This window comes from Sagittula marina (genome assembly GCF_014196795.1).
GTDB classification, from domain to species: Bacteria; Pseudomonadota; Alphaproteobacteria; order Rhodobacterales; family Rhodobacteraceae; genus Sagittula; species Sagittula marina.
Window position 1 is genome coordinate 1 of record NZ_JACIEJ010000024.1, and the last position, 14,318, is coordinate 14,318.

Annotated in this window: 10 protein-coding genes and 1 pseudogene; 5 read left to right on the forward strand and 6 right to left on the reverse strand. The window is 57.9% G+C overall.

Features of this window, described 5'->3' with window-relative positions:
* The coding region (locus tag GGQ68_RS24180) for a hypothetical protein (RefSeq protein WP_221235713.1) at positions 1 to 274 on the reverse strand (274 nt) is incomplete at its 3' end.
* A gap of 129 nt (positions 275 to 403) precedes the next feature.
* On the opposite strand from GGQ68_RS24180, the gene GGQ68_RS23270 reads away from it, so the two are divergent.
* On the forward strand, positions 404 to 1,054 hold the full coding sequence (locus tag GGQ68_RS23270; protein WP_246429531.1) for a sugar transferase: 651 nt from the start codon (positions 404 to 406) through the stop codon (positions 1,052 to 1,054).
* Between the two features lie 402 nt (positions 1,055 to 1,456).
* On the opposite strand, the gene GGQ68_RS23275 is transcribed toward GGQ68_RS23270, so the two are convergent.
* The 4 genes from GGQ68_RS23275 to GGQ68_RS23290 form a co-directional block, all read right to left on the reverse strand.
* Entirely contained in the window at positions 1,457 to 2,689 is a 1,233-nt protein-coding gene (locus GGQ68_RS23275) for a glycosyltransferase family 4 protein (protein ID WP_183970286.1), read from the reverse strand.
* Between the two features lie 3 nt (positions 2,690 to 2,692).
* Entirely contained in the window at positions 2,693 to 4,348 is a 1,656-nt protein-coding gene (locus GGQ68_RS23280) for a heparinase II/III family protein (protein ID WP_183970288.1), read from the reverse strand.
* Positions 4,349 to 4,400: 52 nt separating this feature from the next.
* Positions 4,401 to 6,545 carry a bi-domain-containing oxidoreductase gene (locus GGQ68_RS23285; RefSeq protein WP_183970290.1) on the reverse strand — a complete coding sequence of 715 codons (2,145 nt, stop codon included), beginning with the start codon at positions 6,543 to 6,545 and terminating at the stop codon, positions 4,401 to 4,403.
* 117 nt (positions 6,546 to 6,662) lie between these two features.
* Positions 6,663 to 8,720, reverse strand: a complete 2,058-nt coding sequence (locus tag GGQ68_RS23290; protein ID WP_183970292.1) for a GumC family protein — start codon at positions 8,718 to 8,720, stop codon at positions 6,663 to 6,665.
* A 346-nt stretch (positions 8,721 to 9,066) separates the two neighbouring features.
* On the opposite strand from GGQ68_RS23290, the gene GGQ68_RS23295 reads away from it, so the two are divergent.
* From GGQ68_RS23295 to GGQ68_RS23305, 3 genes are all read left to right on the forward strand, one after another.
* Entirely contained in the window at positions 9,067 to 10,401 is a 1,335-nt protein-coding gene (locus GGQ68_RS23295) for a UDP-glucose dehydrogenase family protein (protein ID WP_183970294.1), read from the forward strand.
* A gap of 9 nt (positions 10,402 to 10,410) precedes the next feature.
* The gene (locus GGQ68_RS23300) at positions 10,411 to 11,580 is read left to right on the forward strand and encodes a hypothetical protein (RefSeq protein WP_183970296.1); all 1,170 of its coding nucleotides are present in this window, start codon (positions 10,411 to 10,413) and stop codon (positions 11,578 to 11,580) included.
* Between the two features lie 155 nt (positions 11,581 to 11,735).
* Positions 11,736 to 12,545, forward strand: coding sequence for a hypothetical protein (locus GGQ68_RS23305; protein WP_183970298.1), 810 nt, complete (start codon positions 11,736 to 11,738; stop codon positions 12,543 to 12,545).
* Positions 12,546 to 12,562: 17 nt separating this feature from the next.
* On the opposite strand, the pseudogene GGQ68_RS23310 reads toward GGQ68_RS23305, so the two are convergent.
* A pseudogene (locus GGQ68_RS23310) lies at positions 12,563 to 12,915 on the reverse strand (IS110 family transposase); the annotation flags it as partial.
* A 242-nt stretch (positions 12,916 to 13,157) separates the two neighbouring features.
* Here GGQ68_RS23310 and wecB point away from each other — a divergent pair.
* On the forward strand, positions 13,158 to 14,306 hold the full coding sequence (gene wecB, locus GGQ68_RS23315) for a non-hydrolyzing UDP-N-acetylglucosamine 2-epimerase (RefSeq protein ID WP_183970300.1): 1,149 nt from the start codon (positions 13,158 to 13,160) through the stop codon (positions 14,304 to 14,306).
* Positions 14,307 to 14,318 lie beyond the last annotated feature (12 nt).

A 14,318-nucleotide genomic window follows, 5' to 3' on the forward strand; every position in this document is an offset into this window, starting at 1 on the left:
ATAGGCATGAAATCAATCCGGTTTGTTCTTTAACTGGGGCCGTTCTATAGGTTTCACTGCGCATGGCAAGGCGGCCGCTCTCACGCTTGATTGCGCCGTGTGACACATCTTTTCCCAACGCTTTGAGGAGCACCGCATGACGCCTTGTGTGATTTTCGATCTCGACGGAACGCTTGGTGGATGCAGTCGGCTGATTCGCGGCTAAGGCTATCCTGGATGCGTTGGCATGGCTGGCTTTTTGGGGCGAATTTCCGCTGATTGAGCATGTTGGCATGCATAGTTCTCGGGCTAACTTCAGCGCTTCAGCTGGATTGGTCTACGCTCCTATTGAAAGGAAATATTAATCTCTTTAAGGGTTGAAAGGTGTCTTGTTCTTGGGCACGATCTTCTAGAGGGTAAGAATTTGGATACCACTATTTCAAATGGTCCGATCACAGCCCGGACCGGTAAGTCTCGGGTAGGCGGTTCGCCTATCTTTTTTTTGAACAAACGTATTTTTGATGTTGTCATGAGCCTTTTTCTGCTGCCCGTTCTGGTGGTGGTGGCTGTTCTTCTGCTTGTATTGAACCCCTTCTACAACAAGGGGCGCTTGTTCTACACGCAGCGGCGCATGGGGCGTGACTGTCAGCCTTTCACGGCTTTGAAGTTTCGTTCGATGATCGATGTGGCAAAGATCAGCCGCGATATGGATTGTCCTCTCGAAATCGATAGGATCACTAGACTCGGGAGCTTTATGCGCAAATCGCGGGTCGACGAGCTGCCCCAGCTCATCAATGTCCTTAAAGGCGACATGAGCCTGATTGGACCGCGCCCGGATTACTATGATCATGCAGTCAAATTTCTCACTGTGGTGCCTGGCTATCGGGAACGTCATTCGGTGCGTCCCGGAATCAGCGGTCTTGCGCAAACTGAGCTCGGCTACATTGAAGGCGTCGAAGCCACCCGTCGCAAGGTACGTGCTGACCTTATCTATATAGCCAAGACAAACTACCGCATGGAAGCCTGGATTTTCTGGCGGACGCTTTATGTCATAATGAAACGTGGTGGTGCCTAGAAATTGTATTTTTCAGCAAGTCTGGTCAGACCATTTCTGATCAGACTTGCTGAGCGTGTTGGCAAGTCTGTCGAGCTTTCGAAAAGTGTTTCGATTGCAGGCAGCTTAAGGGTTGCCGGAATGATGCAGATTCAGTGTATCTATCTCATGGGCGTGCTCAGACTGATTGGCTAAACTCCGCACCACGCTTGTCACAGGAGACGCCGCAAGAGACTGATCACAGGAAGGCAAACCATTTGTATTAGGTCGTGGGCGCTGCATTCACGAGGGTTTTCCGACGATGCACTGCAGTACATGTATGACAACTTTGCGCTGTGCCAAGGCAACCATTTCGCATCTGTGTTTTTGGAACACAGATGCCGTCGTGGGGGGCGGTTACATCATTAAAGCCCATACAAAATCTCAGTGGAACTTTCCAATTTCGTGTTTTTCAAGAATGGCAAGCATCTCTTTCGCTAAATTTGCGCGATCAAATTGGGGCGCACTTTGCAAGCCTTGAACTGAAAGTTTCGCGCATAACTCCGGATTGGTATGCAGCGTCTTTAGACGGTTCTTTAAATCATGTGGATTTTGAGGTTCGAATAGTTGACCGGCACCGGTGCTTTCTATGATCTCAGCGCTTTCGCCTTCGACGCCGTGCAATATAGGTGTTCCCATGCCCATACATTCGAACATTTTGGATGGAATAACCGTTTTAAAAAGGTCGTTTCTTTTCAGGTGGATAATTGAAACATCGAGGATTGACCAGTACCGAGGCACCTCTTCTTTAGATACCCGTTCTAAGAAGAGGATGTTGTGCAGCCCATCGGCCTTTTCTATGAGGGCTTGGCGGCTAGCGCCATCGCCAAGCATAACAATTCGAATGTTTTTGCATTGTGGGTCATCGTTTAAAAGGTGAGCAGTTTCTACTAAAGTGTCTAGAGCATGAGCCATGCCGTGGGTTCCAATATATCCCGCGACGAATTTGCCGTTCAGATTCAGTTGGTCCAGCAGAGCGGCATCCTTTGGCATTGGTTTGAACCGGGTGCTGTCGACGCCATTGGTAATGACCGCGATTTTGTCGGGGTCGATGCCGCGCGCGATCAGGTTGCGTTTGAACGCATGGGTTACGGCCACCACAACTCTAGCCCGGCGATAGAGGAACAGTTCAAGTTTCTCCAGCAGGTCGAGCAGCTTGCTGTCTTCCATGGCGCTGACGGCGCGGATCGATTCTGGCCAGATGTCGCGCAACTCAAAGACGAAGGGGCGGCGTTTAAGCGCCGCAGCGCCCCAAGCTGCCACGGCGGTGAAAAACTGCGGGGAGGTGCCCACCACGATGTCGGCGCGGCGCACAAAAAGAGCGGCTACGAAGCCCGTTGCCATGTAACTGGTGAAATCGAGGGTTCGTTTTGCGAATCCTTCGTTACTGGTCATGTAGCTCCAGACGCGGACGACGCGAATGCCGGCTATCTCTTCTTCCTGCCACAGCTTGTTCTTGTAACCATCAAAAGTTTTGCCGGTGGGAAAGTTCGGCGCGCACGTGATGACGGTGACCTGATGCCCCGCCTTAACCCATTCGCGCGCGTGTTCGAAGGTCCTTGAGGCCGGAGCGTTGGTTTCCGGCGGGAAGTTATCGGTGAAGAAAAGAATATGCATGGGTCAGCTCCAGTACAGATCGAGCGCCGTGCGCCCGCCGGAGAGGTCGAGACACAGGCACTGCGCGGCCACGCTTGCCCCGAAGTGGGGGTGCCAAGTGACCGATTCAAGCCGGGCGGGGGACTGGCTGCGCCAGTGCAGCACTTGGCCGCCGGGCAGGGTGATGATGCCGGACGTCGCATCGTCTAGGGTGGCGGTGACGTGGGGATGCAGCGGAAAGCGGTTCTCGGCGGTGAGAGTGGGCGTGGGAGTTAGTGTGTCGGCGATGGTCAGCTGACTGGGGTAAAGGGTCCAGCGGCGCTGATGCATGGGGCCGCTGGGAAGTCGTGTGTAGCCGTCGTGGCGGGCGCTGAGGGAGGGGGCATCGCCGGAGGAAGCCTCGATGTCGTGGACACGCGCGCGGCGGGCGACGCGGAAGCCGCCCCAGACTTCGGAGGAGTCCTGTCCATCATAGGTGACAGTGGCATGGGCTGCGGTGCCGCGCTGCCGCAGCCGTTCGGTTCCGGTGCCATATTCCGAAGTGCCGGCATTGACGATCACCCGCTGGCCGTGGATTGAGACCTCGGAGGAGAGGGTATCGGCATGTGCATGGCCGGGCAGGTAGTCTGGCCCCACGTCGCCCACGTCGCAGAGCACGACGGCCTGCGCGTTGGCCAGCCGGGCAAAGCCGCTGTCGGGCAGCAGAGTGACGCCGTCGGGGGGCTCTGGCTGGGTCTCGAGATCGGGACCTAACTCCAGCCGCGCGGCCAACGCCAGCAGTTCCCGCGTTTCCGGCGCAATGCCGAAGGCCGCGTCGTTGAAGAATGAGATGCCGCCATCGGGATGTGACATCAGCCGCAGCCAGCGGATCATGCCCGGCGTGATGCCCCGGCAAAGGGCGCGCAGCTCTGGTTCGGCATCGAAGGCCGTACAGAGGTTCACGAGGTCGAGCACGTCCTCTAGCGCGATGGCATGGTACATGGGCGTCAGTTCGAACTGGCCGCCATCGGGCAGGATTTGCTCAGGGATCTCGCGTAAGAGTATGTCGCAGGCGATGCGCCGCCAGCCGTCTGCTTCCGGCCCCTCAAAGAAGAGACCAGCGTACATCAGCGCCTTGGCATTGGCAAAGAGGTGGTTACCCAGCAGATGCCATTCCAGCCGCTGCGTCAGCCAGCGGGCCTGCACGGCGAGGCTGTGGTTGGCACCTTCGGGCAGGGGGTGGCCGGACAACGCGACTTTCACCCAGTTCACGATTCTGAGCGAGACCGGATAGGGCTCCCAGCCGGAGCCCGAATCGGCGACGGGGCCAGGCGGGTTCTCCACGATCCAGCGGGTGATCAGCGCGTCCTGCCAGTCGCGGCGGGCGGCGGCCCCTTCGGCGTTCAGGTCATCGAAGTAATGCAGGTTGTAACGCCAGAGCTTGCTATGCCGGGCGCTGTCCCAACTGTCGCGCGTTACATCTTCGGGCTGGCCGAGGAACAGCACCTGGTCCGGCCCGGTGAGGCTGGCGGTGCGGGCGGCCGGGAGGACCCATGTCCCTGTCGGCGCCCGAAACGGCGGCGCAGGGGAGAGGTCCGGCACAGGTCGCGCCAGTCGAAAGCGCAGGCGGCCGGTGAATTGCACCGGCTTGAGGTATTTCAGCGTGTGCCAGTAGAGCCCGGCCTTGCGCAGTGCACTCATCCTGGTGCTCCCTCCTGGAAATGTGTTCAGTCGAGCCTAGCGGCGCGGGGCCTTACATAAGGCTCTGGCCCAGCTCGATCGAGACACGGCTCGACTCGAGGATCTCGTCCAGCTTCACCGGTGCGGGGCCGCCGTTGCGGATGGCCGCGACGAAGGCCTGCGGGCAGGCGAACTGGCCCTTGTCCTGTTTCCACTGGCGCAAACCCTTGAAGCCGTCGAAGCCGTGGCCGGTCAGGCGCAGGAAGTTGTCGAGCTGCAGCACGCGACCTGCGGCAAAGACCTCGAGGCGTTCCTTGGCGACGGCTTTGTGACCATTAGCGAGGTAGTTGATGACCCCTGTGGAGCCGTCCTCGAACATCAGTGTGATCACCGCCTTGTCGTCGCGGATCGCCTGCGCCGGGTGGTCGCCGAGGCAGATGGCGCGGGCCTTGATGATGGGGGCCCCTGCGAGGTGGCGCAGCAGGTCGATGAAGTGGCAGCCCTCGCCGATGATGCGCCGGCCGCCAACCTCGGGGTCTTGGGTCCAGTGATCCGCCGGGATGTCGCCCGCATTCACCGTCATAATGAAGCTCTTGGGTGCCTCGATGGGGGCCAGCAGCTCCTTCATTTTGACCACATGCGGCGCGAAGCGGCGGTTGAAACCCACCATCAGCAGCTGCTCGGGGCGGGCGCGGGCCTCATCTGCGATCTCGGAGAGTTCGTTCAGCGTCAGGCAGAGCGGCTTTTCGCAATAGATGTGCTTGCCCGCGCGCAGGGCAGTCAGAACCTGACCTGCATGGGCATTATGACGGGTGCCGATCACCACGGTGTCTATGGCGGGGTCATCCATCACCGGGCCGGCCTCGGTGGCGGCTTCGGCGATGCCGTGCTTCTTACCGAAATGCACCGCGCTGACGCCCCCGGCGCTGACCACGGTGGAGAGCGTGGCCCCTGCTGCCTTGAAGGCGGGGATTAGGGTGCGCCCGGCGTAGTTGCCCGCGCCGAGGAAGGCGACATTGGCCTTGCCCGGTGTGACGAAGCCCGATTTGACGGGGCCCGCACCCGATCCCGTTAGCTGCACGCGGCGGGCAGGCGGGGTCGCAAGATCCCCCTCGGGGTAGCTGAGCAGGATGCCCAGCGACGGCTCGCCCGAGGCCAAAAGGTCCATCGCCTGCGCGCCGTCCTCGATGGCGAAACGATGAGTGATCAGCGGGTCCATGTCCAGCGCGCCGGAGGCCATGAGGTCAAGCACCGCTTCGAAGTTGCGCTGTTCCGTCCAGCGCACGAAGCCCAGCGGATAGTCCTGCCCGCCTTCCTCGTAGGAGGGATCGTAGCGGCCTGGCCCGTAGGAGCAGGAGACTTGGAAGGTCAGTTCCTTCTCGTAGAAATCGGCGCGGCTGAGCTGTAGTCCGACGACGCCGACCAGCACGATGCGGCCGCGCTGGCGGCACATCAGCGCGGCTTGGTGTACTATCTCGTTGCTTTTCGAGGAGGCGGTGATAATCACGGCATCGACGCCGTTCCCGCGAGAAAAGGTGCGCGCCGCCGCCAGCACGTCCTCCCCGGCACCGGGGTTGACCACCTCGGCGCCAAATTTACGTGCTAGTTCTAGGCGGGCGGGGTCCATATCGATGCCCAGCACGCGACAGCCCTGTGCGCGCAGCATTTGCACGGTCATCAGGCCGATTAAGCCGAGACCCGTCACTACCATACATTCGCCCAGAGTCGGCTGCACCAGCCGGATGCCCTGCAAGCCAATGGCCCCTAGCACGGTAAAGGCGGCAGCCTCGTCTGAGACGCCCTCGGGGATCTTTGCGCAGAGGTTTTTCGGCACGGAGACAATCTCGGCGTGCTTGCCGTTGGAGACTACACGATCCCCTTGTTCATAGCCATCGACACCGCTCCCGGCCTCAATAATGCGGCCGACATTGCAATACCCCAGAGCCAGAGGCTGATCGAGCTTGGAGCGCACGGCCTCCACAGTGGTGAAGATGCCGTCGGTCCTTGCCTTGTCGAGCACCATCTTGACCTTGTCTGGTTGACTGCGCGCCTTTTGGATCATGTTGCCCTTACCAAATTCCACCAGCATGCGCTCGGTCCCAGCGGATACCAACGTGTTGGTGGTGCGAACCAGCACTTGGGCGGGCATCACCTGCGGAGCGGGCACATCCTCAAGCGAGGTGCTGCCATTCTTGAGGGATTGCAGGAGTTGCTTCATATTTTAGTCCAACAATGAAATTCGATTAAGTGTTCAGACTGGCGTGGTCCGGTTATACAATTCCGGACCTATCGTTTTGACCACAGCTTATGGCTGTGTCTTTCCGTGCCATGGGGATCATTTATTATAATAGGAGCCGCCGTAGGCACCGTAGCTGCTGTAGCTGTCGTAGCCGTATTTCTGCACCTTGCGCATGTTCACATTGGACAGGCTCAAGCCGAGCACAGGGATGTCTTCGACTTTGAATTGCCGCAGGCCCGCGGTGACGCTGCCTTGTTCGGTCGTGTTCCAGCCGACATTGTAGATCATTACGTCGACATAGCGGCTGATGATCCGGGCATCTGGCACCACCAACACAGGCGGACAGTCTAGGATGACATGGTCGTAGTGGTTCCGGAGCTCGGCTAGGAAGCGCTCGAATTCTGTCGAGCTGAAGAAATCTGCGGCATTGATGCTGGACTGCTTGCCGAACAGGATATCAGCGCCCAGTTCCTTCGAGTGGTACAGGGCCGCCTCCAGAGTCACGTCTTGTGACACCACGTCAAGCAGCCCATGGGCCTGCTGTGCGTCGAAGTGTTTCATTAGGGTGGAGCGCCGCAGGTCGGCTTCCATTAGAAGCACCTTTTTGCCCATGAAGGCCAAGCTGTGGGCCAAGGCAACAGCCAAGGTGGTCTTGCCCTCGCCAGGGATCGACGAGGTGGTCATTATGATCTGCTTTGGCTTGTTTGGGCTGGCCATCAGCATGGAGGTCCGCAGATTGCGGATCGCCTCGGCCCCTGACGAGGTCGGTTTATCGTTAAGATAGGCCACTTCCTCGGTCCGCGACCTGAAGGGCATCACCGGAACTTGGCCGAACACCGGTAGGCCGGTGATCTGTTTCAGTTCGTCGGTGGAGTTCACGGCGTGGCGCAAGAAGCGGTCCATCAGGACCCATGCCGCACCAGTCAGCGCACCTAGCACTAGGCACAGCATTAGGATGGCGCGTTTGTTAGGAGCGACCAATTGGCCCTCAATGGCAGGAGATTCGAAACGGGTATCTGTTTGCTGCAAGCCTACTTGGAGTGAGGCTTCTTTTAGTCGAGTTAAAAACGTTTCATACAGCGCACGAGTAGCGTTCGCCTCGCGTTCAAGTTGAGTGATTTCTTGTAGATCTCGCTCTTGTATTCGAACGCTGTCTAGAAGTTCTTTAAGGCCTTTCTCAAGAGACATCTGTCGAGACTGTTCGCGAGCAAGGCGGCTTTGTTGCGAAGCTTCAAGTGCGGTCAAGCGCGCCCGTGTTTGAGCGGGGGTCATGCTGGAATTAATCGACTGTTGGATTTGCGTATCTATCACCGTAGAGAGAGCGATCGTCGGATTCGGTTCTTGCAGGAGATTTGCGATAGTTTCTAGTCTTGCTTGGATTTCCGCGCTGAGCAAATTGGTGTCCTCGAGATCCTGCCGGAGACTCTTGGCGCGTATACGCTGTGCATCCAATGCTTCACGATTGATCAGCTCACTATCGCGCTGCAGAGCTTTGATGGCGTCTTCACGTTCGGCTAGCTCAACCTCAAGCTCGGAAACGCGCTCTGACAGCCAGTCTACGACATAGGCCGTCGATTCCAGTTTACCGGTGACCAAGTCAGACAGATAGATCTCAGTTAAGGTGTTGGCGATGATCTGCGATTTCTCGGAATCCGATGTAGTGACAGAAATATTGATGATATAAGTATTAGGAGTAAGAGAAACGTTAATGCTACCGCCGAGATTTTCGATCGTTTTACGTTTAAGGTAGTCCTCGGAGGGCCGCTGCCAAGTGTTCCCCGTGACAAGCCCCGCAAGCCTAGTGCTGATGCCTGAAACGGAAAAGAAACCCGGCTCGTCGATCGTGGGCCGAAATTCTGGATCCTCTAGCAAGTCGAGCTTCTCAACGACTTGTGCCAGAAGGCGGCGCGCCTTGATTCGACGCAGTTCCGTGTTGATGGCGGCATCCTCAGTGGCATTGCCGTTGAAGATGTTTTCGATGTCGACGACATTCGTTGTTTGGGTTTCGATAACGAGGCTGGCCTGCGCCCTGTACAGAGGCTGGGCCACGCCATAGGCATAAAGCGCGCCCAGAAGCCCGACCAGCACCGCACAAAGCAGTATGAACAGCTTACGCCCCCAGAGGGTCTGAAACACCTGCGTGATGTCAAGCATGCCTTCGTTGCCAGAAGAGCCTCCCGAACTGGCTGTCACTCTCGTCATAGTACAATTACTTTCGTCATTCAGGCGTCAGCATCCTTGCGTGGCAGCCCAATTTTAATATGCAAAAACGCCTTTAACCGAATGCGCTAGCAGCGTCGACCCTCTGCGTTTTTTTGGGGGCGGCAGAGGCTTGCCTGTTCGCCTGCTATACGAGATTTCGCCCGCTACACCAGATGAGTCGTAGGAAGTCTTTCGGCGCCTGTAGGCGAGGGTTGTAGTTATACGAAACAAAGGCTATGAGCGCCCCGGGATCCAGCTATAATTCATTTAAATTACCGCGCACAGAACAGGTGTTGTCATGAAAATTGCAATGATTGGCACGGGCTACGTTGGCCTTGTTTCCGGTGTATGCTTCTCGGATTTCGGCCACGAGGTCATCTGCGTGGACAAGGATCCTCGCAAGATTGAGATGCTGGAGCGCGGCGAGGTGCCGATCTACGAACCCGGTCTCGATGTGTTGATGAACAAGAATGTCGAAGCGGGGCGGTTGTCTTTCACGCTGGATCTGAAATCCGCCATAGATGGCGCCAATGCGGTGTTTATCGCTGTGGGCACGCCGACGCGCCGTGGAGACGGCCATGCAGACCTGACCTACGTCATGGCGGCCGCCGAGGAAATTGCGAGAACGGCAAAGCAATACGTGGTCATTGTCACTAAGTCCACCGTTCCGGTGGGCACCAATGCCAAGGTCCGCGATGTGGTGGCCACCGCAAACCCCAATCTCGATTTCGACGTAGCCTCGAACCCGGAATTCCTGCGCGAAGGCGCGGCAATCGACGACTTCATGAAGCCCGACCGCGTGGTTGTAGGTGTCGAGACCGAGCGTGCGACTCAGGTTATGGCCGACATCTACCGCCCGCTTTACCTGCGCGACTTTCCGATCGTCACCACAGATCTGGAATCCGCAGAAATGATCAAATACGCTGCCAACGCCTTCCTCGCAACGAAGATCACCTTCATCAATGAGATCGCCGCGCTTTGCGAGAAGGTCGGTGCTGACATTAAGTCAGTCTCTAAGGGTATGGGCATGGACGGCCGCATCGGCAACAAGTTCCTTCACGCAGGCCCTGGCTATGGGGGCTCATGCTTCCCTAAGGATACCAAGGCGCTGGCTCGCATTGGCCAAGACCATGCTAGCCCGATCTCCATTGTGGAGACGGTCATCAAGGTGAACGAGGACGTGAAACGTCGTATGATCGAAAAGCTCACCGACCTGTGCGGAGGGTCCTTCAATGGCAAGACCGTCGCCGTGCTGGGTGTAACCTTCAAACCGAACACTGACGACATGCGCGATGCGCCTTCGCTGACCATCGTACCGGCTCTGGTGGGTGGTGGGGCCAAGGTGCGCGTAGTCGACCCGCAAGGCAAGCGCGAAGGCGAGCACCTGCTGCCCGGCGCCACCTGGACGAACGATCCCTATGCCGCCGCCGAGAGTGCCGACCTTTTAGTTATCTTGACCGAGTGGAACGAGTTCCGCGCATTGGACCTGTCGCGCATCGCGGGTAGTATGAAAAATGCAGTGCTCGGCGACCTGCGCAACGTCTACTCGGCCGAAACCGCGCGCGAGGCCGGTTTCACCGCCTATGACAGCATCGGCCGCAAAGGGTATCCTTTCAGCGGTGCGATGGGCTAAAGCCACATCATGTTTAGGGTCAAACCGCTCGTCGCATCGATTGTTGCGGTTCAGGTAGCCAGCTTCGTTGCGAACCTGTCCTTCGTCACGTTCCTGCCGGATATGGCGATGGTCACCGTAGTCGCCGTGATGTCCTTGTTTGGAGTGATCTCGGCGGGCGTGTCGTCGAATATAACTGCTAAGATTTACAGCCATACGGCGGCGGGCGACGATCCCTCTCAGCTGGCCCGCATGGCTCTGCGGCTGCTACTTATGGAACAAGTGGCGGCGGTAGCCGTTGCCCTTTTCCTGCCGCTATTGGGGCTGGAGGCGCTGAAGGAAGTGGCCACCTGGCAGCTGTTTCTGCTGGCGCTGCTGGCCAGCAATGCCTCGACCTTGGCTTTTACCAAATACCGTAACCGCTACCTGCTGCGGCTTAACCTTGTGCGGGCGACCGTCACGATTACGCGTGCGGCGGTGATCCATGCTGTGGCCGCCCTCGGAGCCGCGCAGCTGATCATACCGATCATCATCATGTCGTTGGTGCCGACCTTCGGCTATCCCCTGTTGGTCGCACTGCGGCAGGCTTGCACGGTGACCAGCGCCAAAATGCCTGTGCCCTTAGGAGTGTCGCTCCGTGAGTACCTGCTGGGTATTCCGGTTTCGGTGATTCGGTCGATAACCAACCAAGGCATGGTCATCTTGGCGGTGGAGGTGCTGTCGCCCCAGGATTTGCGTCTGTTCCGCTTTCTGCTTCTGCCCAAGGACATCTTTAACCGGCTATTTAACGCTGCGCTGCCAATCGTCTTTGACAAACTATATCTCTACCGGCTTGATCGGCGGGTAACTTTGGGCATCATGTGCGGCTCGGCAGTGATAGGGGCCCTGTGGTTCTGGATCGGTCTCGAGACCATCGGCGGCACTTGGCAGCCGGTGGGGGTCTTTGTTGTCTTCTTGGCCCTGAATGCAACGGTTTACTCAGTGTTGCCGATCATGTGGAGGACGGTGCATCGCAACCGCGCCGGACTGAACATCATCGCGACCTTGGCGACTGCCGGACTGACTCTGGTAACCTACCTACTGGTGCGCCCGCAGGGACTGCAGGGGCTTTTTGGCCTGATGAGCGTCTACTATCTGTCCTACATCTTGGCGATGTTGGTCATCTACCGCCTCGAAACCAGGGAAGAAGGCCGACAATGACATCCAACTCCGAAGATCGGTCTACAGGTCAAGTCTATTTTCAGGGCAATGACATCAAGGCACGTCACTGGACATCGCATTTCGTCAAGCCGGTAGTGAATTTTACCACTTGGCGCCAATTGGCCCGCATCCTAATACGGATGCGGCGTGGCGACGTGGTGGTGTTCCGCTACCAGAACAATGTGCCACGCCTTGTGCCAACACTGGTGATGGCCAGCCTAGTGATCTTGACGGCGCTGAAAGCCCGACTGATGGACGTGTCGCTGGTCTGGATCTGCCACAATGTCGATCAAGACACGCTGCCGTATTTCAAGCCTATCGAGCGGCTGCGCCGGGCCGCATTGATGCGACTAGCCCATGCGGTGCTGGTGCTGGATCCGGCGTTTCTGCCGTATATGCCGCGTCGGGACGCGCGGGCGGTGTCCTTCGGGGCAAAGCGCGACGGGAGCGTTTCGGCGGAGAACATGGTTGCGATCCGCGCCTTCGCCGATCGCTTTGACCGGGTAGTCCTGATCGCCGGGCAGGATAAGGGCAAATACAAGGCTTTCGCGCGTATCCCCGAGGTGGTTGCACGCTTTGCCGAAGCGGGGCTCGAGGCGGGCGTGATCACCGCCGGCATGGCGGGAGACCGGGTTTTTGACCCGGCTACGGAAGGCCGTGTGCTGCGCATCGTGGAAAAGAATATTCGCGAAAGCGCGCTGGCGGGACAGGTGGATTTCATCTACCGTGAGAATGCCGACATCAGCATGCCCTACACGGTTTATGCCGCGGCCACTGCCAGCATCCCAGTGCTAACACGGCGTGGCAACATCTTGGCAGACATTTTGGAGCGCGAAGGTATTGGGCTGTGCTTGGACGGAGATATTACGCAGCCGCGGCAGGCTTATGATTTTAGCGGTTTTCTTAAACGGCACAGCTGGGACAGCTTGTCCCGAATTCTGACAGAGCAGGGCATCGAGGTTTGACAGCCCCTTCCTAGCAACTGTGTCTCTTCACTCTTCACCGGCACAAAACGCATGGTTAGGACGCACAGCTACTTCACAGATCGCCTCAGCATCTGCCGCATCTTTTTCTGCCGCTTAGCGAAGGGCTTGACATAAACACGCTGGATCAGCCGAACGTCATGGCCCAGCTTGCCAAACTCGCGACCCCAAAAATGAGCGCCGCCACAGGCTTCCATCGCAACAACGTTAAGGTGGCAATTGCCCGAAAAGCTCCAGCACCTACGCTCGCCTCAGGTTCTTGTGTAGAACTTTATGGCCTACGCAGTCCGCCACGTGAACCTGGAAATACATTCTTCGCAAAATCGCGTCCGGCCGTGATAATCTCCGATATGACCGCTCACCTTTTGTGGATCCTCCTGGTCTCACCTTTGCACAGAGATGCCGTCGAGGGGCAGTTACATCATCAAAGCCCTTCTTTCAATTCTTGAGAAAGGGTCGAGCAATCAAAATATGGGGTCAGACATCAAGGGCAAGCGTCACATAGAAAATCAGGTTCTCGGCATTGCTGGACACGAAACGATGCTGTAGTCGAAAGTTAATTTTGAATATGGCCACGCCAAAGAAAGATTCTAGATGAAAATTAAATTAAAAGTGCTTTCGGTTTTTGGCACGAGACCGGAGGCCATCAAGATGGCACCTGTGGTTAAAGCGCTGGCCGAGGACGAGAGCTTTGACGCAAGGGTCTGCGTAACCGCGCAGCACCGCGAAATGCTTGATCAAGTGCTGAAGCTGTTCGAGATTACGCCGGACTACGATCTTGACCTCATGACGCAGGGGCAGGGGCTTGAGGGGGTGACCGCCCGCATCCTCATCGACCTGTCCCCGGTTCTTGAGGAGTTCGCCCCCGATCTCGTGCTGGTGCATGGCGACACCGCGACAACGCTTTCGACCTCGCTGGCGGCCTACTACAAGCGGATCGCCGTCGGCCACGTTGAGGCGGGTCTGCGCACCGGAAATATCTTTTCGCCTTGGCCAGAGGAGATAAACCGCAAGGTCACGGGGGCCATCGCGCAGCTGCATTTCGCCCCTACAGACAAGGCGCGCGACAACCTGCTCCGCGAGGCGGTCGATCCAGCCAGCATCACCGTCACCGGCAACACGGTGATCGATGCGCTGAAGGAAGTGGTCGACAAGCTGGCTGCGGACACAGCGTATTCGGCCCAGCTAGACGCCGATCTGGGCATCCAGAGCGACAAGCGCCTACTTCTGGTCACGGGGCATCGCCGCGAAAGCTTTGGCGGCGGCTTCCAGCGGATCTGCGATGCGCTGGAGCAGTTGGCACAGCGCCCCGACCTGCAAATCATCTACCCCGTGCATCTCAATCCCAATGTACGTGGCCCGGTTGAGGAGCGTCTCGGGCGCTTGGACACCGTGCATTTGATTCCGCCACAAGACTACCTGCCCTTCGTCCACCTGATGAGCAAGGCCGAGATTATTCTTACCGACAGCGGTGGTGTGCAGGAAGAAGCACCCTCGCTTGGAAAGCCGGTGTTGGTCATGCGCGATACCACCGAACGCCCTGAGGCCGCCGATGCCGGCACCGTGCGGCTGGTGGGCACCGATACCGCCAAGATCATCGACGAAGTGTCCGGCCTGCTGGACAACCGCGAGACCTACGAGGCAATGAGCTATGCTCACAACCCTTATGGGGACGGGCTGGCCTCTGATCGCATTCTCGCCGCCATCAAGGCTTGGGCCGCGGATCGCGATACGATCCTGTGATATCCACTGAAG